The following is a 20,779-nucleotide window of genomic DNA, read 5'->3' on the forward strand; positions in this document are numbered from 1 at the left end:
GCACCCGTGGGCAACCTGACCGCGACCCGGCCGCTTCAGCCGTGGACCGCTCCGACCGCGACCGACCCGGTGGCGGCGACGCTGCGCCTGCCCGGCTCGAAGTCGCTCACCGCCCGGGCCCTGGTGCTCAGCGCGCTGGCCACCGGCCCGTCCACGCTGGCCAAGCCGCTGCGCGCCCGGGACACGACGCTGATGGCCGGCGGTCTGCGGGCCATGGGCGCGCACATGTCGATCGCCGACGACGAGCGCTGGCTCGTCCGTCCCCACCACCTGGCCGGCCCGGCCCACGTGGACGTGGGCCTCGCCGGCACCGTGATGCGGTTCCTGCCACCGGTGGCGGGCCTGGCCGAGGGGCAGGTCACCTTCGACGGAGATCCGCATGCCCGCACCCGCCCCCTCGGGCCGCTGATCGGGGCGCTGGGCACGCTCGGCGTCCGGGTCGACGTGACCGGCGACGGCAGCCTGCCGCTGGCCGTGGTCGGCGACGGCCGGGTGCCGGGCGGCGAGGTGGTCATCGACGCCTCCGCCTCCAGCCAGCTCGTCTCCGGCCTGCTGCTGGCCGCACCCCGCTTCGACCGGGGCGTCGTGGTGCGCCACGTCGGCCCGCCGGTGCCCTCGGCCCCCCACCTGCGGATGACGGTGCAGATGCTGCGGGCCGCCGGGGCGGCCGTCGACGACGGCACCCCCGACGTGTGGGTCGTCGAGCCGGGCCCGCTGACCGGGCGCGGCTGGGAGATCGAGCCGGACCTGTCGGGCGCGGTGCCGTTCTTCGCCGCCGCCCTGGTCACCGGCGGCGAGGTGACCCTGCAGGGCTGGCCGCACAGCAGCGTCCAGCCCGTGGAGCAGCTCCGCGCACTGCTGCACTCGATGGGTGGCGACGTCACCCTCACCACCAGCGGCCTGACCGTGCGGGGCACCGGCACGGTCCGGGGAATCCGGGCCAACCTGTCCGACGTCAGCGAGCTGACCCCGGCGCTGACCGCGCTGGCCATGCTCGCGGACTCGCCGTCGGTGTTCACCGGCGTCGGCCACATCCGGGGGCACGAGACCGATCGGCTCGCCGCGCTGGCCCGCGAGTTCGCCGGGCTCGGTGCGGACGTCACGGAGTCGCCGGACGGGCTGGAGATCCGCCCCCGGCCGTTGCGGGGCGGGGTCTTCCGCACCTACCAGGACCACCGGATGGCGCACGCCGCCGCAGTCGCCGGGCTCGCCGTGCCCGGCATCGAACTGGACGACGTTTCGTGCACCTCGAAGACGATGCCCGAGTTCCCGGCACTATGGTCGGGGATGGTGACCGGCAAGAACTGAGCGGGCGGAAGGGGCGACCCTGGGGACCAGGCGGCGGGAGTACGACGAGGACGACGTCCGGGTGCGACCCGGGAGGTCCTCGCGTCCGCGTACCCGCACCCGCCCCCTGCACGCCGACGCGCGGGACGGCTTCGTGATCGCCGTCGACCGGGGCCGGTACACCTGCGTGGTGCCCGACGCCGGGCCGGACGCGCCCCTGGTCACCGCGATGCGGGCCCGCGAGCTGGGCCGCAAGTCGGTGGTGGTGGGCGACCGGGTGGGACTGGTCGGCGACACCACCGGCGCGGCGGGGGCACTGGCCCGGATCGTCCGGATCGCCGAGCGCTCCTCGGTGCTGCGGCGCACCGCCGACGACGACGAGACCACCGCCGAGGGTCGCCTGGAACGGGTGGTCGTGGCGAACGCCGACCAGCTGGTGATCGTCAGCGCGTTGGCCGACCCGCCCCCCCGCACCGGGTTCGTCGACCGCTGCCTGGTGGCGGCGTACGACGCGGGCATCGAGCCGCTGCTCTGCCTGACCAAGGCCGACCTGGCCGGGCCCGAGGCGGTGCTCGACTACTACGCCGAGCTGGAGCTGCCGTACGTGCTGATCCGCCCCGACTCCGACCTCGACGCGCTGCGCAGCCTGCTCGCCGCCCGGATCTCGGTCATGGTGGGGCACTCCGGAGTCGGCAAGTCGACGCTGGTCAACCGCCTGGTGCCGGACGCGGCGCGGGCGGTCGGCACGGTCAGCGCGATCGGTCGCGGCCGGCACACCTCCACCAGTGCGGTCGCGTTGCGCCTGCCGGCGCTGCCGGGCCGCGACGACGACCCCGGCTGGATCGTGGACACCCCCGGGGTGCGCAGCTTCGGGCTGGCGCACGTGTCCGCCGAGAGCCTGCTGCACGGCTTTCCCGACCTGGTCGAGGCGACGGTCGACTGCCCGACGAACTGCCCGCACACGGCCGACGAGGCCGACTGTGCGCTGGACGCCTGGGTGGCCGCCGGCAAGGCGGATCCACGCCGGCTGGCCTCGTACCACCGGCTGCTGGCCTCCCGGGCCGGCGAGGGCGACCCGCGCGGCGAGGCCGACCAGCGCGGACCCGGCGAGTCCTGGGCGACCGAAGGCGACCCCCCGGCCGCCGGCTGACCCGCCCGCCCGTCGGCCCCGGGGCCGCCGCTACCGTTTGCGCCATGACCGGGTACGCCGCTGACCTCGCCCTCGCCCACCAGCTCGCCGACGCCGCCGATGCCATCTCCATGGCCCGGTTCCGCGCCCTCGACCTGCGGGTCGAGTCCAAGCCGGACCTCACCCCGGTGTCGGACGCGGACACCGCCGTGGAGCGGGAGATCCGGGCGCTGCTGGCCGCGCACCGGCCCACCGACGGCCTGCTCGGCGAGGAGTTCGGGGAGACGCCGGCCACGGCGGGGGGGCGGCGGTGGGTGGTCGACCCGATCGACGGCACCAAGAACTTCGTCCGGGGCGTTCCGGTCTGGGCGACGCTGATCGCCCTGCTGGAGGACGGGCGGCCGGTCGCCGGCCTGGTGTCCGCGCCGGCCCTGGGGCGCCGCTGGTGGGCCGCGACCGGCGCGGGAGCGTACGCGGGGCCGGACGCGGCACACGGCGCCCCGATCCGGGTCTCCGGGGTGCGGGAGCTGACGGACGCCAGTTTCTGCTACTCCTCGCTGGGCGGCTGGGAGGACGCGGGCCGGCTGGAGGCGGTGCTCCAGTTGATGCGCGACACCTGGCGCAGCCGGGCGTACGGGGACTTCTACGGCTACATGCTGCTGGCCGAGGGGGCCCTGGACGTGATGGTGGAGCCCGAGCTGTCGCTGTGGGACGTCGCCGCGCTGGTGCCGATCGTCGTCGAGGCGGGGGGCACGTTCACCGACCTGGCCGGTCGGCCGGCGCCGGCCGGCGGGGAGAACAGCGCGGTGGCCAGCAACGGCCCACTGCACGCCGACATCCTCGCGCGCCTCGGTCGGCCCACCACGCACTGACCTCCGACACCCTCTATCCTCGCGGGGTGTCCACTTCCGGCTGGTGCTTCCTCGCCGCGATGATCATCGCGTACGGGGTGGCCAACCTCCTCCAGTCGGTCGCCGCCGCGCGGACCACGGTCCACCACACCTTCGATCCGGGGCTGCTGCTGCGGTTGGCCGGGCACCGCACCTACCTGGTCGGGCTGGGGTGCCAGGTGGCCGGCTTCGTGCTGGCCTTCCTGGCCCGCCGCGACCTGCCGTTGTTCCTGGTGCAGGCCAGCGTCGCCGCTGGGCTGGGGGTCACCGCGATCCTCGGCGTGCTGGTGCTCAAGTGGCGACTGCCGGCGGCGGAGGTGGCCCTGCTGGTGCTGCTCTTCGCCGGGATCACCGCCCTGGTGCTGTCCGCCCGACCGGCCCCCTCGAAGCCGTTGGGCACCGCCGGGGTGATCGGCCTGGCGGCGGCGCTCGGGGTGATCGCCCTGCTGGGGGTCTTCGCGGTCCGGTTGCACGGTGCCCCCGGCTCGGTGGCGCTCGGCTCCCTGGCCGGGCTGGCGTTCTCCGCCGCGGCGATCGCCGCCCGGCCGCTGGCCTCCGCCCCGAGCTTCGAGGCGTTCGTCCGGGACCCGCTGCTCTACCTGCTCATCGTGCACTCCGTGGTGGGCCAGCTGCTGCTCGGCCTGGCCATGCAGCGCGGCTCCACCACGGCCGCCGTCGCGGCGATGGACGCCGCCGGTGCGGTGCCCGCCGCGATCGTCGGCCTGCTGCTGCTCAACGACAAGATCTGGCCCGGCCGGGAGTGGCTGGCCGCCGCCGGCTTCCTGGTCACCCTCGCGGCGGTCATCGGGCTCACCCGGTACGCCGAACCGCAACACCACCACGCCGTCGCCCAGGAGACCCGACGGGCGATGGTCGGCGTCGGCCGGGGCTGACGGCGCGAACCGGCGCGCGGTTCCTGCCCGGCGCTCCGGCCGACCCTCAGACGGCCTCGACGGGCTTGCGGCGGCCCACCACCCGTTCGTAGAGCCGCTCCAGGGCGTTCGCCGTCCGCTCCCAGGTGTAGCTGCACCGCACCCGGTCGACGGCCGCGTGCCCGTAGGCGAACCGCCCCGCGTTGTCGGCGAGCAGCCGGCGCAGGGTGACCCCCAGGGTGCGTACGTCGCCGGGTGCCAGGAGCCTGCCGGTGACCTCGTCGACGACCGCGTCGGCGATGCCGCCCATCGCGTAGCCGACCACCGGCACGCCGCAGGCCATCGCCTCCAGCGAGACCCGGCCCGCCGACGCGTAGTGCGGGGTGCAGGCCACCACGTCCGCCGAGCGGTACCAGGTCGCCATCTGGTCGTGCGGCACCGCGCCCACCAGCTGCACCTGCTCGGCGACACCGGTGCGCTCCGCCAACTCGCGCAGCCGACGGAACTCGGCGTGGCTGGCCAACTGCTCGACGGGCGGCCCGCCGGCGATCACCAGCTCCGCGTCACCGACGAGGCGCATGGCGTGGACCAGGTCCTCGTGGCCGTGCCCCCGGGACAGGCCGCCGACGGAGAGGATGCGGGGGCGCTGCTCCCGCGGCGCGGCCTCCCCGTCGGGCTGGAACTGCGCGGTGTCCACTCCCGTCGGCACCATCGCCACCGAGGTTCGTTGCAGCCCCATCCGGGTCAGCTCGTCCACCTCGTCGTTGCACTGGGCGACCGCGATGTCCACCACCCGGGTCAGGGCCCGCTCCAGCGGGATGCGGGTGTCCGGCCCCTGGTAGTCCGCACCGAGGTGACGCAACTGCTCGACGCCCAGCGAGTGGAAGGTCTGCACGACCGGGATGTCGGTCTCGCGGACGGCCTGCGCGGCAGCCAGGCCACCGGGCCAGTAGTGGCCGTGCACCACCTCGGGGGCCCAGTCGGCCGCCCACCGGTCAGCCAGCCAGCGACCGAAGTCGGCCAGGTGGGGCACCAGTTCGGCGGTGGGCACCGGGGCGACCGGGCCGACCGGCACCCGCTCGATCCGGTAGCCGTCGACCACCGCGGTCTCCGGCAGGTCGGGGGCGTCCCGGCGCTCGTACACCCGGACGTCGTGGCCCCTCCCGGCCAGTTCGGCGGCGACCCGCGCGATGTGCTCACGGGTGCCGACGGCAGGACCGTCGGCGTGCCGGGGGGCAGCGGCGTGGGCGCAGACGAGGCCGACGCGCATGGTCACCTCCATGCGTTCTGTTCAGCGGTGGTCTTCGGTCAGAGCGTCCCATTAACCGGGGTGCCGGGTGCCGAAACCTGGCAGATCGGGAAGTGACGGGCGGCATGAGCGGCGGCTGCGGGGGTACCGGCGAAGAATGCCACTGACCCGAAGCCTCCCCGACGCTGCGGTGGTGATCACCGGCGCTTCCAGCGGCATCGGGACGGCCACCGCGTACGCTCTCGCCCGCCGTGGCGCCTCCCTCGTCCTCGCCGCCCGCAGCGAGCCCGCACTGCGGGAGGTGGCCCGCACCTGCCGAGGCCTGGGCGGCCGGGCGGTGGTGGTGCCGACGGACGTCACCGACCCGGTCGCGGTCGAACGGCTGGCCGCGCGGGCGGCGGCGGAGTTCGGCCGGATCGACGCCTGGGTCAACAACGCGGCCGTCGGCGCGGTGGGGCTGTTCGACGAGATCCCGGTGGCCGAGTTCCGCCGGGTGGTGGAGGTGAACCTGCTCGGCGTCGCGTACGGGATGCGGGCGGCGCTGCCGCACCTGGCCGCCGGCGGTGGCGGCGTGCTGGTCAACAACGCGTCGGTGCTGGCCGAGGTGGCCATGCCGTACCAGTCGGCGTACAACGCCACCAAACACGGCGTGCGGGGCCTCTCCGACACGGTGCGGCAGGAACTCCGGGTCACCGGGCGGACCGCCATCTCGGTCTGCACGGTGCTGCCCGCCACCATCGACACCCCGTTCTTCCGGCACGCCGCCAACCACAGCGGCCGGGAACTGGTGCCACCGCCGCCGGTGTACCCGCCGGAGGTGGTCGCCGAGACCATCGTGCGGCTGATCCGCCGGCCACGCCGCGAGGCGTACGCGGGAGGCGCCGCCCGCCTGATCGGCCTCCAGTGGCGGCTGGCCCCGGCGCTGGCCGAACGGGTGCTCGGCTGGTATGCCAAGCACACCCAGTTCGGGCCAGGGGTACGCCTGACCAGCTCCGGCAACGTGTTCGCCGCGGACGCCGAGGCGAGCCGGGTCGGCGGCTGGCACGGACGGCGGCGGCAGCTCGTGCGGATGGGCGCGGCGTTCGGCTTCGCCGCGGCCGGCACGGCGGTCGGCACGGTCGCCGCGATCACCCGACGACCACGGGCAGGCCGCTGATGAGGCGTTCGGACGCGCGGGCCGGCCCCCGGCGGGACGGGACGACGACCGACGGGGACGGGCCGGCGACCGACCCGACCTGCCGGGTGGAGGCCGACGCCGGTTCGGCCCTGGTCCGGGTGACCGGAGTCCTGGACACCGCCGGGGCCCGGGCGGTACGGGAGGCGCTGCTGCTGCTGCTCGCCGACCGTCCCGGGCCGGTGGTGGCGGACCTGTCCGGGCTACGGGTCGGCGACCCGGCGGCGGTGGCCGTCTTCCCGCAGGTGCGCCGCGACGTGGTCGACTGGCCGGCGGCCGAGCTGCTGCTGTGTGATCCGGCCGGCCAGGTTCCCGGCGTGCCGTCCTGGCCCACCCTGGGCGCGGCGCTGGCCGCGTTGCCCGGAGCGCCGACGGCGGCGGTACTCAGCGCCGACCTGGACCCGGCGGTCGGATCCGCCCGGTGGGCCCGGCAACTGGTGACGGACGGCTGCGTCCACTGGGGGGTGCCGACCCTGACGGAGCCGTGCCGCATCGCGGTCACCGAACTGGTCAACAACGTGGTCGCGCACGCGCGGACCCCGATGACGGTGCGGCTGGCGCCGCGCCACCGCGAGTTGCACCTCGCGGTGCGGGACCGCTCACCGAGGCTGCCCTCCTACGCCGGCGTCTCCCCGGCCCATGTCATGGGCGGACGCGGCATGCTCCTGGTCGACACGGTCGCCCGCCGCTGGGGCAGCACGCCGGTGCCGGACGGCAAAGTCGTCTGGTGTGTTCTGCACACCGAGGACGAACCGTTCTGATCAGGCCGCTTCGCCCCCGCCGTCGGGTGGGAGACGCCGGTGGACCGGTTATGGCGGGAGGGCAGCGGGTAGTGGTCAGTCATGCGTGAGGACGAGTACCCGACCCCCGTGTCCGACCCCGAGGCCGACGGCCTGCCCGACACGGCCGACGACGATTCGACGGCGGGCGACGACGTGCTGACCGGCCGGGAGGCCGACGGCCCGTCGCCGGCCCAGTTGCCCGGCGACCGCACCCCGGTGGCGGTGGACCAGTTCGGCACCACCGCCGAGGAGCAGCTCGACGGTGAGTCGCTGGACCACAAGCTCGACCGGGAACGGTTCGAGCGCCCCGCCGACGATCCGCTGGCCGGCCCGGTCGACCCGGACATCGCGGCCGAGGCCGACAGCGAGGAGGCGGCAGCCCAGGCGCAGCTCGACGCCGACGTGCTCGAGCCGGGCCCGACCTCCGACCCGAACTCGCCGGTGTCGCTCTACGACCACGGCCGGCTGGGCAGCGTCGCCGACGGGCAGGTGGGCCGGCTCGTCGAACCGGACGAGGGCGCGCACACCGACCAGGAGACCGACTCGGTCGCGTACGACGCGGGGTCGGCCGGCGGCGGGGCGAGCGCGGAGGAGCTGGCCGTCCACGAGACCCGACCGCCGCACTCGGTCTGAGCCGCCGCCGGGCGGGTCGTGCCGCCGCACCGGGTGGGACGCCCGCACCCGGGCTGGTGGGACGGCACCGCACCCGCTGTGCGGGCCGGTGCCGCCGCCCGCTGTGCGGGCCGGTGCCGGCTCAGCCGTCGAGGCCCCGCTCGATGGCGTACCGGGTCAGCTCGACCCGGTTGTGCAACTGAAGCTTGCCGAGCGTGTTCTGCACGTGGTTCTGCACGGTGCGGTGGGAGAGCCCGAACCGCTCGGCGATCTGCCGGTAGGACAGCCCCTTGGCCACCAGCCGCAACACCTCGGTCTCCCGGTCGGTGAGCCGGGGTGCGGGGTCGCCGGGATCGCGCCGCCCGCCCGCGCCGACCGGGTCCGCCGCGAGCCGGCGGTACTCGCCGAGCACCAGCCCGGCCAGCCCGGGGGTGAAGACCGGCTCCCCGGCTGCGGTGCGGCGCACCGCGTCCAGGAACTCGGCCGGCCCGGCGGACTTGACCAGGTAGCCGGTGGCACCGGCCTTGACGGCGTCGAGAACGTCCTGCTGTTCGCCACTGGCCGACAGCATCAGCACCCGCACCTCGGGCAGCGCCGCGCGCAGGCCATGGATCACCTCCACCCCGGAGATGTCCGGAAGTTGCAGGTCGAGGACCACCACCTCCGGCCGGGCCGCCGCGGCGACGCGGACGGCCTGTCGACCCTCCCCGCTGGTGGCGACCACGTCGTGGCCGGCCTCGGCGAGGTCGCGGGCCACCCCCTCGCGCCACATCGGATGGTCGTCGACCACCATCACCCGCGCCACCGTGCCTCCTCCGTGTCCGGTCGTCCGCCGTCCGTGCGGCCGACGACGAGTTCCAGCTCCGTGCCGGCACCCGGAGCGGAGGTGATCCGCACCTCGCCGCCGAGGTCGGCGAGCCGGCCCCGGATGGACCGCGCCACCCCGAGCCGGCCCTGCGCCTCGGCCTCGGCCAGCCGCTGCGGCGGGAAGCCGGGGCCCTCGTCGCGGATCGACACGGTGACGGTCGACCCCTCGTCCTCGACCAGCACCCACGCCCGCCCGCCGGCGTGCCGGGCCACGTTGTCGAGCGCCGCCCCGACGGCGGCGGCGAGTTCCCGGGCCACCGGACCGGGCAGGGGAACCGGGGTGGCCGGCACGGACAGCGACACCGTCGCGGAGTCGTACCGACCCAGCAGCCCCCGCAGGTCCACCGGCCCGACGGCGGTGGCGGGCGGCGCGGCGGCACCGGAGATCAGCGCCCGCAGGGCGGCCTCCTGCTCCCCGGCCAACCGGGCCAGCTCGGCGGCCTCACCGTCGAGGCGGGCCCCGCGCCGTTGCACCAGGGCGAGCACCTGGAGCACGGAGTCGTGGATGTCGCGGGCCAGCCGTTGCCGCTCCCGGGTGGCGGCCTCCAGCTCCACCGCCCGGTGCAGTCGCTCCTCGGCGGCCACGGCCAGCCGGGCGACGTGCCCGACCACCACGCCGGCCAGCAGCATGAGGATCGCCCCGTTGATCGCCGACGGGGTGGTCACACCCCGCGCCGCCAGGTCGGCTCCCGCGAGCACCAGCGCGGCGACCGTGCCGCGGCGTCGCCCGCCGGACACCGCCCACGCCAGCACCGGCCCGCCGAGCCACGCCACGGCCAGGGTGGGCACACCGTCGGCCAGCGCGGCCCGCCCGATCACCCACGGCGAGGCCAGCACGACGGCCAGCACGACGGCCAGGTCAGTCAGGAGCAGCGGCCATCCGCGCAGGGCGGGGCGGGCGTAGCCGACGGCGGTGACGCCGGTCCAGGCCGCCATCGCGAGAACCACGCCCGCGGCGGCGAGGGGATGCGTGTAGCGGTCCGCGTCGCGCAGCGCCACCACGCAGACGTACGCGAGGGAGGCGAGCCGGTACACGGTGACGGCCCGCCAGAGCGGGACCTCGAGACCTCCGGGCGGTGCGGGCACGCGGTCACGATGCCACAGCCGGACGACGGGCCGCCGGGTGCCGGAGGGGCGCCGGCCGACGCACACCGCGTACGGTGGTGCCCATCGAACACACCCCACTGATCGCCGAGGCCTTCGACCAGGCCCAGGTGACCGGGCTCCGCCACTCGGTCACCTCCTGCGCGCGTGCCGCCGGGCTCGCCGACCAACGGCTGGACGACTTCGTGCTGGCCGTCAACGAGCTGATCACCAACGCGGTGCGGCACGGTGGCGGCCGGGGCTGGCTGCGGCTGTGGCAGGAAGCCGGTCACCTGGTGTGTGAGGTGTCCGACCACGGCGACGGGATCAGCGCCGGACGCCTGGCGGAACGGCACCGCCCCGCGCCGGACACCGCCGGCGGCTGGGGCCTCTGGCTGGCCCGCGAACTCAGCGACGCGATGGACGTGACGACCGGCCCGCAGGGCACCACGGTCCGCATCTTCGCCGCCACGGTGGACGTCCCCCACCACGTCGGCCGGCACCGCCGCGACTGACTCCCGCGCCCTCAGGAGAACAGGGCGCTGACGGACTCGCCGTCGTGGATGCGACGGACCGCCTCGGCCAGGGCGGGGGCGATCGACAGCACCGTCAGCTTCGGCACCCGCTTGTCGGTGGGGATGGGCACGGTGTTGGTGCAGACGATCTCCCGTACGTCGTCGGCCGCGCCGAGCCGCTCCAGCGCGTCCGTGGAGAACAGCCCGTGTGTGCAGGCCAGCCGGATCGAGCGAACCTCCAGACGGCGCAGGTGCGCCATCAGCTCGATCATCGTGCTGCCCTTCGCGATCTCGTCGTCGAGCACGATCACGTCCCGACCCGCCACCTCGCCGATGACCGCGCTGATGCTCACCCGGTCGTCGGTGAACCGCTGCTTCGCCCCGGCGGCCACCGGGGTGCCGAGCCGACGGGCGAAGGCCGCCGCGGCCTTGGCGTTGCCCAGGTCCGGCGAGACCACCACGGTGTTACTCAGGTCGTAGGGGCGGAAGTGGGCGGCCAGCTCCCGCAACGCGTGCAGGTGGTCCACCGGGACGCTGAAGAAGCCGTGCACCTGCGGCGAGTGCAGCGTCATCGCCAGCACCCGGTCCGCGCCGGCCGCGACCAGCAGGTCGGCCACCAGCCGGCCGCCGATCGAGATGCGGGGCGCGTCCTTCTTGTCCGACCGGGCGTACGCGTAGTGCGGCAGCACGACGGTGATGCGGCCCGCCGATGCGCCCCGCGCCGCGTCGACCATGAGCAGCAGCTCCACCAGGTGTTCCTGCACGGGCGGCACCAGCGGCTGGATGAGGAACACGTCGCGTTCCCGGCAGTTGGCCTGCAACTGCACTTCCAGGCAGTCGTTGGCGAACCGGGACACCCGCGAGGGTTGCAGCGGCACCCCCAGGTGGAGGCAGATCTCGGCGGCCAGCTCGGGGTGGGCGGAACCACTGAAGACGGCTATGTCGCGCACGTTGGCACATCGTACGCACCGGCGCGGCTCCGCGACCCGCGACGCGCGCTCCCTCGGCAAGCTCCGGCCCCGGCGGGTACGGTGCTGCCGTGACCGCCGACCACGTCGCCGCCATCGACCAGGGCACCACCTCTTCCCGGTGCATCGTCTTCGACCGGGCCGGGGAGATCGTCTCCGTCGCCCAGCGGGAGCACCGCCAGATCTTCCCGAGACCGGGTTGGGTGGAGCACGACGCCGAGGAGATCTGGACCAACGTCGAGGTGGTGGTGCGGGAGGCCCTGGCCGCGGCCGGCATCGACACGGGCGGGCTGGCCGCCGTCGGCATCACCAACCAGCGGGAGACGACGGTGGTGTGGGACCGGGCCAGCGGCCGTCCCGTCGCCAACGCGATCGTCTGGCAGGACACCCGCACCGACCCGCTGCTGCGCGAGCTGGGTGCCACGTACGGCGAGGAGAAGGTCAAGGCCCGGACGGGCCTGCCGCTGGCCACCTACTTCGCCGGCCCGAAGCTGCGCTGGCTGCTCGACTCGACCGACGGGCTGCGCGAGCGCGCCGAGGCCGGCGAGGTGCTGTTCGGCACCATGGACAGCTGGCTGATCTGGAAGCTGACGGGCCGGCACGTCACGGACGTGACCAACGCCAGCCGGACGATGCTGATGAACCTGGCCACCCTGGACTGGGATCCGGAGCTCCTGGAGGCGGTGGGCGTGCCGGCCGCGATGCTGCCGGAGATCCGCTGTTCCGCCGAGGTGTACGGCACGGCCACCGGGGTGCTGGCCGGGGTGCCGGTGGCCAGCGCGCTCGGCGACCAGCAGGCCGCCCTGTTCGGGCAGACCTGCTTCCAGCCGGGCGAGGCGAAGTGCACCTACGGCACCGGCAGCTTCCTGCTGCTCAACACGGGTGCCAGCCCGGTCCCGTCGCGCCACGGGCTGCTCACCACGGTCGCGTACCAGATCAAGGACAACCCGCCCGCGTACGCGCTGGAGGGCGCGATCGCGGTGACCGGTTCGCTGGTGCAGTGGCTGCGCGACAACCTCGGCATCATCTCCTCCGCGCCCGAGGTGGAGGAGTTGGCCCGCACGGTCGACGACAACGGCGGGTGCTACGTGGTGCCGGCCTTCTCCGGGCTGTTCGCCCCGCACTGGCGCAGCGACGCCCGGGGCGTGATCGCGGGGCTGACCGGCTACATCACCCGGGGCCACCTGGCGCGGGCGGCCCTGGAGGCGTCGGCCTGGCAGACCCGGGAGGTGGTCGACGCGATGAACGCCGACTCGGACGTGGCGTTGCGCCGGCTGCGGGTGGACGGCGGGATGACCGCCAACGACCTGCTGATGCAGTTCCTCGCCGATGTGCTCGACGTGCCGGTGGTGCGTTCCCGGATCACGGAGACGACCTGCCTCGGTGCCGCGTACGCCGCCGGCCTGGCCGTCGGCTTCTGGCCGGACCTGGCCACGCTGCGGGACAAGTGGCGCTCCGACGCCCAGTGGGAGTCGGCCATGGACCCGGCGCACCGCGAACGTGAGCTGCGCAACTGGCGCAAGGCCGTGCAGCGCACCCTCGACTGGGTGGACTGACCAGGTCCTACCAGCGGTTGCCGGTGAGCGTCTCGTAGACGTCGACGTAGCGGGCCCGGGTGGCCTCGACCACCTCGGCCGGCACCTCGGGGGCGGGGGCCTGCTTGTCCCACCCGCTGGCGGTCGCCCAGTCCCGCACGTACTGCTTGTCGTAGGAGAACTGCGGCCGACCCGGCTGGTACGACTCGGCCGGCCAGAACCGCGACGAGTCCGAGGTGAGCAGTTCGTCGCCGAGCATCAGGGTGCCGTCGGGCGTCCAGCCGAGTTCCAGCTTGGTGTCGGCGACCAGGATGCCCCGGTCGGCGGCCAGTTCGGCGCCACGCCGGTAGACGTCGACGGTGATCTGCCGCAGGCGCTCGGCCGTGTCCGCGCCCACCTTGTCCACCACGTCGGCGAACGTGATCGGCTCGTCGTGCTCCCCCACCGGCGCCTTCGTCGACGGGGTGAAGATCGGCTCGGGCAGGATGGACGCCTCGACCAGGCCGCGTGGCAGCTCGACGCCGGAGACCCGGCCGGTGGCCTGGTATTCCTTGAGGCCCCCGCCGGTGAGGTAGCCCCGGGCCACGCACTCGACGGGCACCATCTCCAGCCGCCGGCAGCGCACGGCCCGGCCGGCGAACTCGGCGGGCACGTCGGTGGCGGACAGGACATGGTTGGGCACCAGGTCGGACAGCTGCTCGAACCACCACAGGGACAACGCGGTGAGCAGCCGGCCCTTGTCCGGAATGGGCGTGGGCAGCACCACGTCGTAGACGCTGATCCGGTCGGAGGCGACCAGGATGAGGTCGTCGCCGTCGGCGTAGACATCCCGAACCTTGCCCGAGTGCAGAAGTTCCACGTGGTCAAGTACATCACGGTGCCCGCGTCCGGCGGTGGCGGGTGGTCACGCTCCCGCGGGCGTACCCGACCGGCGTTGACACCTTCCGCCGCGCCTGGGTGAATGGTCCGGCTGCACCCCCGTTCGAAGCCAGGAGGCCGACCGTGCCCGCCGCCCGCTGCCCGCTGCCCGGCGCGCGACCCGGCCGTCGCACGGTGCTGGCCGCGCTGCTCGGCGCACCGCTGCTCGCCGCGACCGGGGTCACCGGCTGCACCACGGGGCCGGCCTCGTCGGGCCCGGACGGCCCGATCGAGCTGTCGGTCTTCTGGTACGGCGGCGCCCGGCGGGCCGAGGCGACCGAGCGGGTGCTGCGCCGCTACACCGAACGGAACCCGGGGGTCACCTTCCGGGTCACCTGGCAGGGCGCGGCCGGCTACTACGAGCGACTCGCCACCCAGGCCGTCGGCGGCAACGTGCCCGACCTGATCCAGCTCGACGACAGCATGCTCGCGGAGTACGCGCAACGGGAGATCGTGCTGGACCTGACCGATGCCGTCGCCGGGCACCGGCTGGACCTGCGCGGCCTGCCGCCCGGGCTGGCCCGCGACGGCCAGGTGGGCGGCCGGACGGTCGGCGTGCCGGCGGGTCAGACCGCCGCCGCGCTGGTGGTGAACCGGGACGTGCTGCGCCGGCTGCGGGTGCCCGAGCCGCGGGCCGGCATGGCCTGGCCGGAGTACGTCGCCTGGGCGCAGCGGGTCACCCGGGCCAGCCGTGGCCGGGTCGCCGGCACGATGGACCCGTCGGGTGACCACCGGGCGTTCTGGATCTGGCTGCGTTCCCGCGGGCACGAGCTGTACCAGGGGCGGCAGCTCGGTTTCCCGGTCGACGCGCTGGTGGAGTGGTTCGAGCTGTGGCAGCGCGCCCGCGCCGGACGGGCCACGCCCAGCGCCGCCCTCGTCGAGCAGGCCGACACGGGCGACCCGGCCCGGCAGGTCGTCGTCACGGGTGCCGCCGCGGTGTCCGTCGCCTGGACCCACCAGCTCCCGGAACTCCAGCAGCTCACCGACGCCGACCTCGGCCTGGTCGCCCTACCCGGCCCCACCGCGGCGCAGTGGCCGCGCGCGTCGATGTACTGGGCGGCGTTCCGGGGCACCCGGCACCCCGGCGTGGTGGTGGACGTACTCAACTTCCTCACCACCAACGCCGAGGCCGGGCACCTGCTGGGTCACGAACGGGGACTGCCCCCGAACCTGGCCGTGCGGGAACGGACGACCGCCGACCTCACCGACCCGGCCCTGCGGCGGGCCGCCGAGTTCGTGGCGGCCCGCACCGGCGGTCTCGGTCCCACGCCGCCACCGCCGCCGAAGGGTCATCCCCGCGTTCGTGATCTGCTACTCGACGCCGCCGAGAGCGTCCGCGCGCGGCGGATCGGCAGTCGGGACGCCGCCGGGACGTTCGTCGCGGCGGCCGAGGCGGCCCTGGCGGGGTGACTCGCCGCCCTCCCGGCTGCGGGGGTGCCGAGCCGGGCCGCCTCGGCCGTCGGCGGCGAGGCCGGTCAGCGCGGCGGGCCGCCACCACGACGGCCACGCATCATGCGCAGCAACAGGAAGACGACCACCGCGACCACGACCAGGCAGCAGAGCAGGCCCAGCAGGCCGAAGCCGCCCCGGGAGCGCCGCCGAGCGGCCTCGACCACCAGTTCGCCCGTGCCGGTGGACGCCCAGGCCGCGACCGGCACGAAGACCGACAGGGCGACCGTTGCGAGGACCGCGCCGAGGCGGCCCCACCACTTACCGAAGGAAGACATGGCCCCATCTTCGCCGAACCGGGCAAGCGGGACGCGCGGCGCGACCGAACCGTGACCGGTTCTGGCACGACGAAGGGCCCGGAGGAATGCCTCCGGGCCCTTCGTGTCTCGTAGCGGGGACAGGATTTGAACCTGCGACCTCTGGGTTATGAGCCCAGCGAGCTACCGAGCTGCTCCACCCCGCGTCGGCTCCTTCAGCTTAACGCATCCCCCGGCGGGATGATCAGCGCCCCCCGGAACCCGGGCTCCCGGCCCGCCGCCGCCCGACCCGTCACGGAGACTCGCCGTGAGGCCGTCGCGGAGGTCCGCCGGCGAGCCCGCGGGGGGTCGGCCCCCGATGCCGAGCCCGACATGCGGAACGGCCCCGAGGAGAACTCCTCGGGGCCGTTCGGCGTGGTAGCGGGGACAGGATTTGAACCTGCGACCTCTGGGTTATGAGCCCAGCGAGCTACCGAGCTGCTCCACCCCGCGTCGGCTTCACCACCGTAGCCTAGAACCCCCACGCCCCGCAAAACGACCCGCAACCCCCGACTCGTCAGGCGAGCCAGGCTTCGACCGCCCGCACCGCCCGACGGCTGTCGAAGTCGAACCGGATCCGGTCCGTGGAGGTGTACTCCCAGCCCCGCTCCCACAGCACCGTCACCACGTCCCCGACCCGGATCGCCCGCACGAGGCGGAGCAGGCCGGTGCCGGCCGGATCCTCGTCGAAGGTCCGCGTGCGCATCTCGAACAGCACCGACTCGTCGCCGTACGCCCCGTCGGGCAGCAGCCGCTGTAGCGACACCAGCCCCGGGGCGATCTCGACCAGCGGGCACTCCCGCACCGCCCGCCGCAGGTTCACCAGCCAGTCGTCGGCCAGCCCCGGCCCGTGCACGGAGACGGTGTGCAGGTAGCTGCCGTCCGGCACGTACTCCTGCGGGGTCTGCGGGTCCAGCCAGAAGATGAGCGAACGGGTGCGGCTCAGCTCGGGTGCCGCCGGCGTGCGACCGCACAGCTCCGGCAGCACCGGCCCGTCGACGAACTCCGGCGGCTGCACGGCGGTGCCGGCGAGCGGGGTGAAGAACGCCCGGTCGGGGATCGAGGTGGGCAGCCGGGCGGGGGCGCTGGCACTCGGCGCGCCGGTGGCGGGGGGCGTGGTCCTGGCCGGGGCCGAGGTGTCGTCCGCCGACGCGGTCGGTGTCGCCCCGGCTGTGGGTGGCACCGAGGTGGGTGGCACCGAGGTGGGTGGCACCGAGGTGGGTGGCACCGAGGTGGCCGGCGGCGGCACGGGGCGGGGCGGCTGCGACGGGGGGCCGGCGGTCACCCCCCACTGGGTGCCGGCCACCGTCCCACCCGCGAGGACCGCCACCGCGAGGGCACCGGTCGCTCCCCTGGTGCGCAGGCGCCGTTCGGCCAGGCGGCGCACCGCCTCGGGCGTGGGCAGGGGGTACGCGTCCACGTCCGTTGCCAGGACGCGGTAGCGGCGGTTCAGCTCAGGCGACATCGTCGGCCTCCATCTCGTCGGCGATCGGGCCTGGCAGCAGCTCGGCCAGCCGGGTGCGGCCGCGGGACAGCCAGGACTTGACGGTTCCGGTGGGCACCTGCGCCTCGCGGGCGATCTCCTCCACCGGCAGGTCGAACAGGTAGTGCAGGGCGAGCGCCTGCCGCTGTGCCACCGGCAGCCGCCGCAGCGCGCCGACCAGCAGCACGGTGTCCTCGGTGGGGGGCCGTACCGCCTCCGGTGGCCCCGTCCGGCTCATGGCGGCCCGCAGGCCGCGCAGCCGCCGCCACCTGTCCGCCGCGAGCCGGGTGACCACCAGCCGCATCCAGGCCTCCGGCGCGGGGTGGGTGGACAGGACGGCCCACCGCCGCCAGGCACGGGCGTACGCCTCCTGGACGAGGTCCTGCGCCTCGGTGTGGTTGCCGGCGACCGCGTAGCCGTAGTGCAGCATTCGTCGCGCGGTGCCGCGGTAGAACTCGTCGAAGCTTGCGGAGTCCCTCATGTCCCACCACGTCTTCCCGAAGCGTCGCCACCGATACAGACAGGACGGACGAAGGGGACGACAGGTTGCGGTCCGGGCGGTGGGCGTCCGGAACCCGACAGAGCCCGTGACCAGCGACCTCGGGGGTCGCGGTCACGGGCTCCGTCGCGCGGGGGACCGGCGGGTCAGCCGCCGGGGTTCGGTGGCGGCGTTCCCGAAGGGCTCGCCGCCGGGCTGCCACCCGGTGCGGGGGTGGCGGCCTGCTGGGCCTGCTGGAACGCCGTCAGCGCCTCGTCGAGGGCCTTGAGCGCCCGGCCGTACCGCTCGAAGTCGCCGGACGCCTGCGCGGCCCGCACCTCGGTGATCGCGGCCTGCACCCGGGCGGCGGCGGTGGCGAGTTCGCCGGTCAGCGGCGGTGCCTCGCCGGGCGGCGGCGTCTCACCGGCCGGCGGCGGGGTCTCCCCCTCGCCCGGCGGTGGCGGCGGGGGCGTGCCGCCCGGCGCGGCGCGCTTGCCCTGCTCGACCAGTTGCTTGACGCCGTCGGTGAGGCTGTCGGCCAGCACCACGAAGGAGCCGCCGTCACCGTAGGAGAGCAGCACCTTCTGCAGCAGCGGGTACGCGTCGCCCTGGTTGCTCTTGACGTAGACCGGCTCGACGTAGAGCATCCCGTCGGCGAACGGCAGGGACAGCAGGTTGCCGTACTGCACCTGGGCCTGGTTCGACGAGAGCAGGTTCAGCTGCTGCCGGATGTTGGCGTTGTTGGTCATCTGCTGGTGCACCTGCACCGGGCCCGAGATCCGGGTCTGGTCCGGCAGTTCCAGCACCTGCAGGGTCGGTCGGCCGTCCTCGTACGACCCGGAGATCAGCGCGGCGAGGTTCTGCCGCCCGTTCGGGGTCACCGCGCTGGTGAGCTGGAAGCGCGGCGAATCCTGGCCCGGGAACTGGGTGTAGAGGTAGTACGGCGGCTGCTTCTGGCCGCTGTCCGGCGCGTCCGGCACGTTCGGCACCTGCCAGAAGTCCTGGCCGGAGTAGAAGTCGCCGGGGTTGGTGACGTGGAACCGGGTCAGCAGGTTGCGCTGCACCTTGAACAGGTCGGCCGGGTAGCGGAAGTGCGCCGCCAGGTCTGCGGGGATCTCCGTCTTCGGCGTGACCAGCTCGCCGCCGAAGGCCTTGTTCCACGCCTTGAGCACCGGGTCGTTCTCGTCGAACTCGTACAGGGTGACGGTGCCGTCGTAGGCGTCGACGGTGGCCTTGACCGAGTTGCGGATGTAGTTGACGTTCTCCCGGGCGAGCTGGAAGGTGCCCCGGCCGGTCAACTCGTCGGTGGTCTCCTGCTGGAGGTTGACCCGCTCGGCGTACGGGTAGGTCGCGGAGGTGGTGTAGCCGTCCACGATCCACTTCACCCGCCCGCCGACCACCGCCGGGTACGGGTCGCCGTCGACGGTGAGGAACGGGGCGACCTTCTCGACCCGGTCGCGCGGGTTGCGCACGTAGAGGAGCTTGGAGTTCTCGTTCACCGCATCGGCGAGCAGGAAGTTGGCCTCCTGCTCCTTGATCGCGTACAGCAGTCGGCGGGTGAACGAGCCGATCTCGACGCCACCGGAGCCGGTGTAGGTGTAGTACGCCTCGGGGCCACCCTCGCCGTCGCCGGCCGGGCGGTCGAACTCGGCCGGGTTGGCGTCGTCGCTCGGCTTGCCCACGATGGCGTAGTCCCCGTCCTCCATCTGCTCGCCGTAGTAGATCCGCGGCTGGCTCGCCGGGATCCGCTCGGTCTGCGAGGAGCACGCCTCCTGCTGCTGCTCGCCGAGGAAGCCGGAGACGAAGTAGGGCTGCCCGCCGCAGACCACCTGGTTGGCCGGGGCGGCCACCAGCCCGTAGCCGTGGGTGTAGACGGTGTGCCGGTTGATCCAGTTGCTCTGCTGGGCGGTCAGCGCGCTGTAGTTGATCTCGCGTACGCCGACCACGTAGTCCTGCGTGTTGTTCTCGACGGTGTACCGGTCGATGTCCAGCTTCGGGCCGAAGTCGTAGAAACCACGCACCTGCTGGAGCTGCGTGTAGGTCTCGCTGACCAGCTGCGGGTCGAGCAGCCGGGCGTTGGGCACCACCGCCGTGTCGGTGGCCAGGCTCTCGGGCGGGGTCAGGTTGCTCGCCGAGTACGCCGAGGACCGCGTGTCGGTCAGGTGGAACGCGGCCCGGGTGGCGTCGATGCTGCGCTGGATGTACGGGGCCTCCTTGTCCCGGGCACTCGGCTTGACCTCGAAGGTCTGCACCGCCCAGGGGTAGATGCCGCCGATGGCCACCGCCGACACGCCCAGCAGGGCCAGCGAGATGCCCGGCCAGACCAGGTTCCGCATCCAGGCGTTGGAGAAGATGATGATCGCCAGGGCGACGACCACGGAGATGTAGGCGAGGATCTCCTTGGCCGGCAGCAGCGCGTTGATGTCGGCGTACCCGGCGCCGTAGACGTTCGCGCCGTCGTTGTACTCCAGCAGCATGGCCCGCCGGTCGAGCACGTACGCGACGGCCTTGAGCAGGACGAAGAGCGCGACCAGGGTGCTCAGGTGGGCGCGTGCGGCGTTGCTCATCCGGTCGCCGACGCCCTGCAACCGGACGCCACCGAACAGGTAGTGCACGGCGAGCGCGCCGATCAGCGACAGCACCACCGCGGTGAAACCCACTCCGAGCAGGTAACGCCAGAAGGGCAGGTCGAACACGTAGAAGCCGACGTCGACCCCGAACTCCGGGTCCTTGATCCCGAAGTCGCCGCCGTTGCGGAACAGCAGCCACTGGTTCCAGCGGGTCTGCGCGGAGAGGCCGGCGAAGAGGCCGACGACCGCGGCGACGACCCCGATCCACAGCCCGAGGCGCGGCGAGAGCAACATCCGGTAGCGTTCCAGGGTGGCCTGTTCCGGCGAGTGCGGGCGCATCCGGGGGCGCAGCCGGTGGGCCAGCCACAGGTTGCCGCCGACGATCACCGCCATGCCCAGGCCGATGCTGAGGAACAGCAACAGCCGGGTGACGAGCACCCCGGTGAAGACCCCGGTGTAGTCGACCTCGTCGAACCACAACCAGTCCGTCCACGCCTGGACACCCCAGCCGAGCAGGGTGAATAGCACGAACACCCCGACCAGCACACCGATCGTGACGCGTCCGCGTCGGCTCATCCTCGGCAGGGGGCTGCTGCTACGCATGACCACTGTTGGCTCCGCA

The 20,779-nt window shown here is 74.1% G+C and carries 18 protein-coding genes, 2 tRNA genes and 1 pseudogene; 10 read left to right on the forward strand and 11 right to left on the reverse strand.

Going from position 1 to position 20,779, the window contains the following annotated elements; all coding sequences use genetic code 11:
* The first annotated feature begins 6 nt into the window (after window positions 1-6).
* From aroA to GA0070616_RS08070, 4 genes and pseudogenes are all read left to right on the forward strand, one after another.
* The gene (gene aroA, locus GA0070616_RS08055) at window positions 7-1,308 is read left to right on the forward strand and encodes a 3-phosphoshikimate 1-carboxyvinyltransferase (RefSeq protein WP_091078767.1); all 1,302 of its coding nucleotides are present in this window, start codon (window positions 7-9) and stop codon (window positions 1,306-1,308) included.
* A gap of 166 nt (window positions 1,309-1,474) precedes the next feature.
* Window positions 1,475-2,437, forward strand: coding sequence for a ribosome small subunit-dependent GTPase A (gene rsgA / locus GA0070616_RS08060; protein ID WP_091090216.1), 963 nt, complete (start codon window positions 1,475-1,477; stop codon window positions 2,435-2,437).
* Window positions 2,438-2,481: 44 nt separating this feature from the next.
* Window positions 2,482-3,288 (forward strand): histidinol-phosphatase, encoded by an 807-nt coding sequence (hisN, locus tag GA0070616_RS08065; RefSeq protein WP_091078770.1) that lies wholly within the window; start codon window positions 2,482-2,484, stop codon window positions 3,286-3,288.
* A 59-nt stretch (window positions 3,289-3,347) separates the two neighbouring features.
* Window positions 3,348-4,291 (forward strand): annotated as a pseudogene (locus GA0070616_RS08070) (hypothetical protein).
* Here GA0070616_RS08070 and GA0070616_RS08075 read toward each other — a convergent pair.
* Window positions 4,246-5,448: a glycosyltransferase gene (locus tag GA0070616_RS08075; protein ID WP_091090220.1), complete on the reverse strand. Its 1,203-nt coding sequence runs from the start codon at window positions 5,446-5,448 to the stop codon at window positions 4,246-4,248. The pseudogene GA0070616_RS08070 and the gene GA0070616_RS08075 sit on opposite strands and share 46 nt — an antisense overlap.
* Before the next feature lie 136 nt (window positions 5,449-5,584).
* Between GA0070616_RS08075 and GA0070616_RS08080 the strand changes: the two genes are divergently transcribed.
* The 3 genes from GA0070616_RS08080 to GA0070616_RS08090 all read left to right on the forward strand — a co-directional run bounded on the left by GA0070616_RS08080 (window position 5,585) and on the right by GA0070616_RS08090 (window position 8,016).
* Entirely contained in the window at window positions 5,585-6,583 is a 999-nt protein-coding gene (locus tag GA0070616_RS08080; RefSeq protein ID WP_091078779.1) for an SDR family oxidoreductase, read from the forward strand.
* Window positions 6,583-7,362, forward strand: a complete 780-nt coding sequence (locus GA0070616_RS08085) for an ATP-binding protein (protein ID WP_245712697.1) — start codon at window positions 6,583-6,585, stop codon at window positions 7,360-7,362. The genes GA0070616_RS08080 and GA0070616_RS08085 overlap by 1 nt, the downstream gene beginning before the upstream one ends.
* An 81-nt stretch (window positions 7,363-7,443) precedes the next feature.
* Window positions 7,444-8,016, forward strand: coding sequence for a DUF5709 domain-containing protein (locus tag GA0070616_RS08090; protein ID WP_091078784.1), 573 nt, complete (start codon window positions 7,444-7,446; stop codon window positions 8,014-8,016).
* Window positions 8,017-8,137: 121 nt separating this feature from the next.
* Here the strand turns inward: GA0070616_RS08090 and GA0070616_RS08095 are convergent, their stop codons facing one another.
* Together GA0070616_RS08095 and macS are read right to left on the reverse strand one after the other, a co-directional pair.
* Window positions 8,138-8,788, reverse strand: a complete 651-nt coding sequence (locus GA0070616_RS08095) for a response regulator (protein WP_091090230.1) — start codon at window positions 8,786-8,788, stop codon at window positions 8,138-8,140.
* Window positions 8,788-9,948, reverse strand: a complete 1,161-nt coding sequence (gene macS / locus GA0070616_RS08100; RefSeq protein WP_091090237.1) for a MacS family sensor histidine kinase — start codon at window positions 9,946-9,948, stop codon at window positions 8,788-8,790. The genes GA0070616_RS08095 and macS overlap by 1 nt, the downstream gene beginning before the upstream one ends.
* Window positions 9,949-10,022: 74 nt before the next feature.
* Between macS and GA0070616_RS08105 the strand changes: the two genes are divergently transcribed.
* On the forward strand, window positions 10,023-10,460 hold the full coding sequence (locus GA0070616_RS08105; protein WP_281187876.1) for an ATP-binding protein: 438 nt from the start codon (window positions 10,023-10,025) through the stop codon (window positions 10,458-10,460).
* A gap of 11 nt (window positions 10,461-10,471) precedes the next feature.
* Here GA0070616_RS08105 and GA0070616_RS08110 read toward each other — a convergent pair whose 3' ends face one another.
* Window positions 10,472-11,410, reverse strand: coding sequence for a ribose-phosphate diphosphokinase (locus GA0070616_RS08110; protein ID WP_091078787.1), 939 nt, complete (start codon window positions 11,408-11,410; stop codon window positions 10,472-10,474).
* Between the two features lie 89 nt (window positions 11,411-11,499).
* Between GA0070616_RS08110 and glpK the strand changes: the two genes are divergently transcribed.
* On the forward strand, window positions 11,500-12,984 hold the full coding sequence (gene glpK / locus GA0070616_RS08115; protein ID WP_091078790.1) for a glycerol kinase GlpK: 1,485 nt from the start codon (window positions 11,500-11,502) through the stop codon (window positions 12,982-12,984).
* A 7-nt stretch (window positions 12,985-12,991) separates the two neighbouring features.
* On the opposite strand, the gene GA0070616_RS08120 is transcribed toward glpK, so the two are convergent.
* On the reverse strand, window positions 12,992-13,822 hold the full coding sequence (locus GA0070616_RS08120) for a phosphoribosylaminoimidazolesuccinocarboxamide synthase (protein ID WP_091078793.1): 831 nt from the start codon (window positions 13,820-13,822) through the stop codon (window positions 12,992-12,994).
* A 143-nt stretch (window positions 13,823-13,965) separates the two neighbouring features.
* Between GA0070616_RS08120 and GA0070616_RS08125 the strand changes: the two genes are divergently transcribed.
* Window positions 13,966-15,291 carry an ABC transporter substrate-binding protein gene (locus GA0070616_RS08125; RefSeq protein ID WP_245712698.1) on the forward strand — a complete coding sequence of 442 codons (1,326 nt, stop codon included), beginning with the start codon at window positions 13,966-13,968 and terminating at the stop codon, window positions 15,289-15,291.
* Window positions 15,292-15,356: 65 nt separating this feature from the next.
* Here the strand turns inward: GA0070616_RS08125 and GA0070616_RS08130 are convergent, their stop codons facing one another.
* The 6 genes from GA0070616_RS08130 to GA0070616_RS08155 all read right to left on the reverse strand — a co-directional run bounded on the left by GA0070616_RS08130 (window position 15,357) and on the right by GA0070616_RS08155 (window position 20,760).
* On the reverse strand, window positions 15,357-15,608 hold the full coding sequence (locus tag GA0070616_RS08130; protein WP_091078798.1) for a hypothetical protein: 252 nt from the start codon (window positions 15,606-15,608) through the stop codon (window positions 15,357-15,359).
* Between the two features lie 111 nt (window positions 15,609-15,719).
* Window positions 15,720-15,793, reverse strand: a tRNA-Met gene (locus tag GA0070616_RS08135).
* 209 nt (window positions 15,794-16,002) lie between these two features.
* A tRNA-Met gene (locus GA0070616_RS08140) sits at window positions 16,003-16,079 on the reverse strand.
* A 64-nt stretch (window positions 16,080-16,143) separates the two neighbouring features.
* Window positions 16,144-17,091, reverse strand: coding sequence for a hypothetical protein (locus tag GA0070616_RS08145; protein ID WP_091078802.1), 948 nt, complete (start codon window positions 17,089-17,091; stop codon window positions 16,144-16,146).
* Window positions 17,081-17,590 carry a SigE family RNA polymerase sigma factor gene (locus tag GA0070616_RS08150; RefSeq protein WP_091078805.1) on the reverse strand — a complete coding sequence of 170 codons (510 nt, stop codon included), beginning with the start codon at window positions 17,588-17,590 and terminating at the stop codon, window positions 17,081-17,083. The genes GA0070616_RS08145 and GA0070616_RS08150 overlap by 11 nt, the downstream gene beginning before the upstream one ends.
* 164 nt (window positions 17,591-17,754) lie before the next feature.
* Window positions 17,755-20,760, reverse strand: a complete 3,006-nt coding sequence (locus GA0070616_RS08155) for a UPF0182 family membrane protein (protein WP_175440012.1) — start codon at window positions 20,758-20,760, stop codon at window positions 17,755-17,757.
* Between the last annotated feature and the right edge of the window lie 19 nt (window positions 20,761-20,779).

Source organism: Micromonospora nigra (genome assembly GCF_900091585.1).
In the GTDB taxonomy this organism is placed as follows: Bacteria; Actinomycetota; Actinomycetes; order Mycobacteriales; family Micromonosporaceae; genus Micromonospora; species Micromonospora nigra.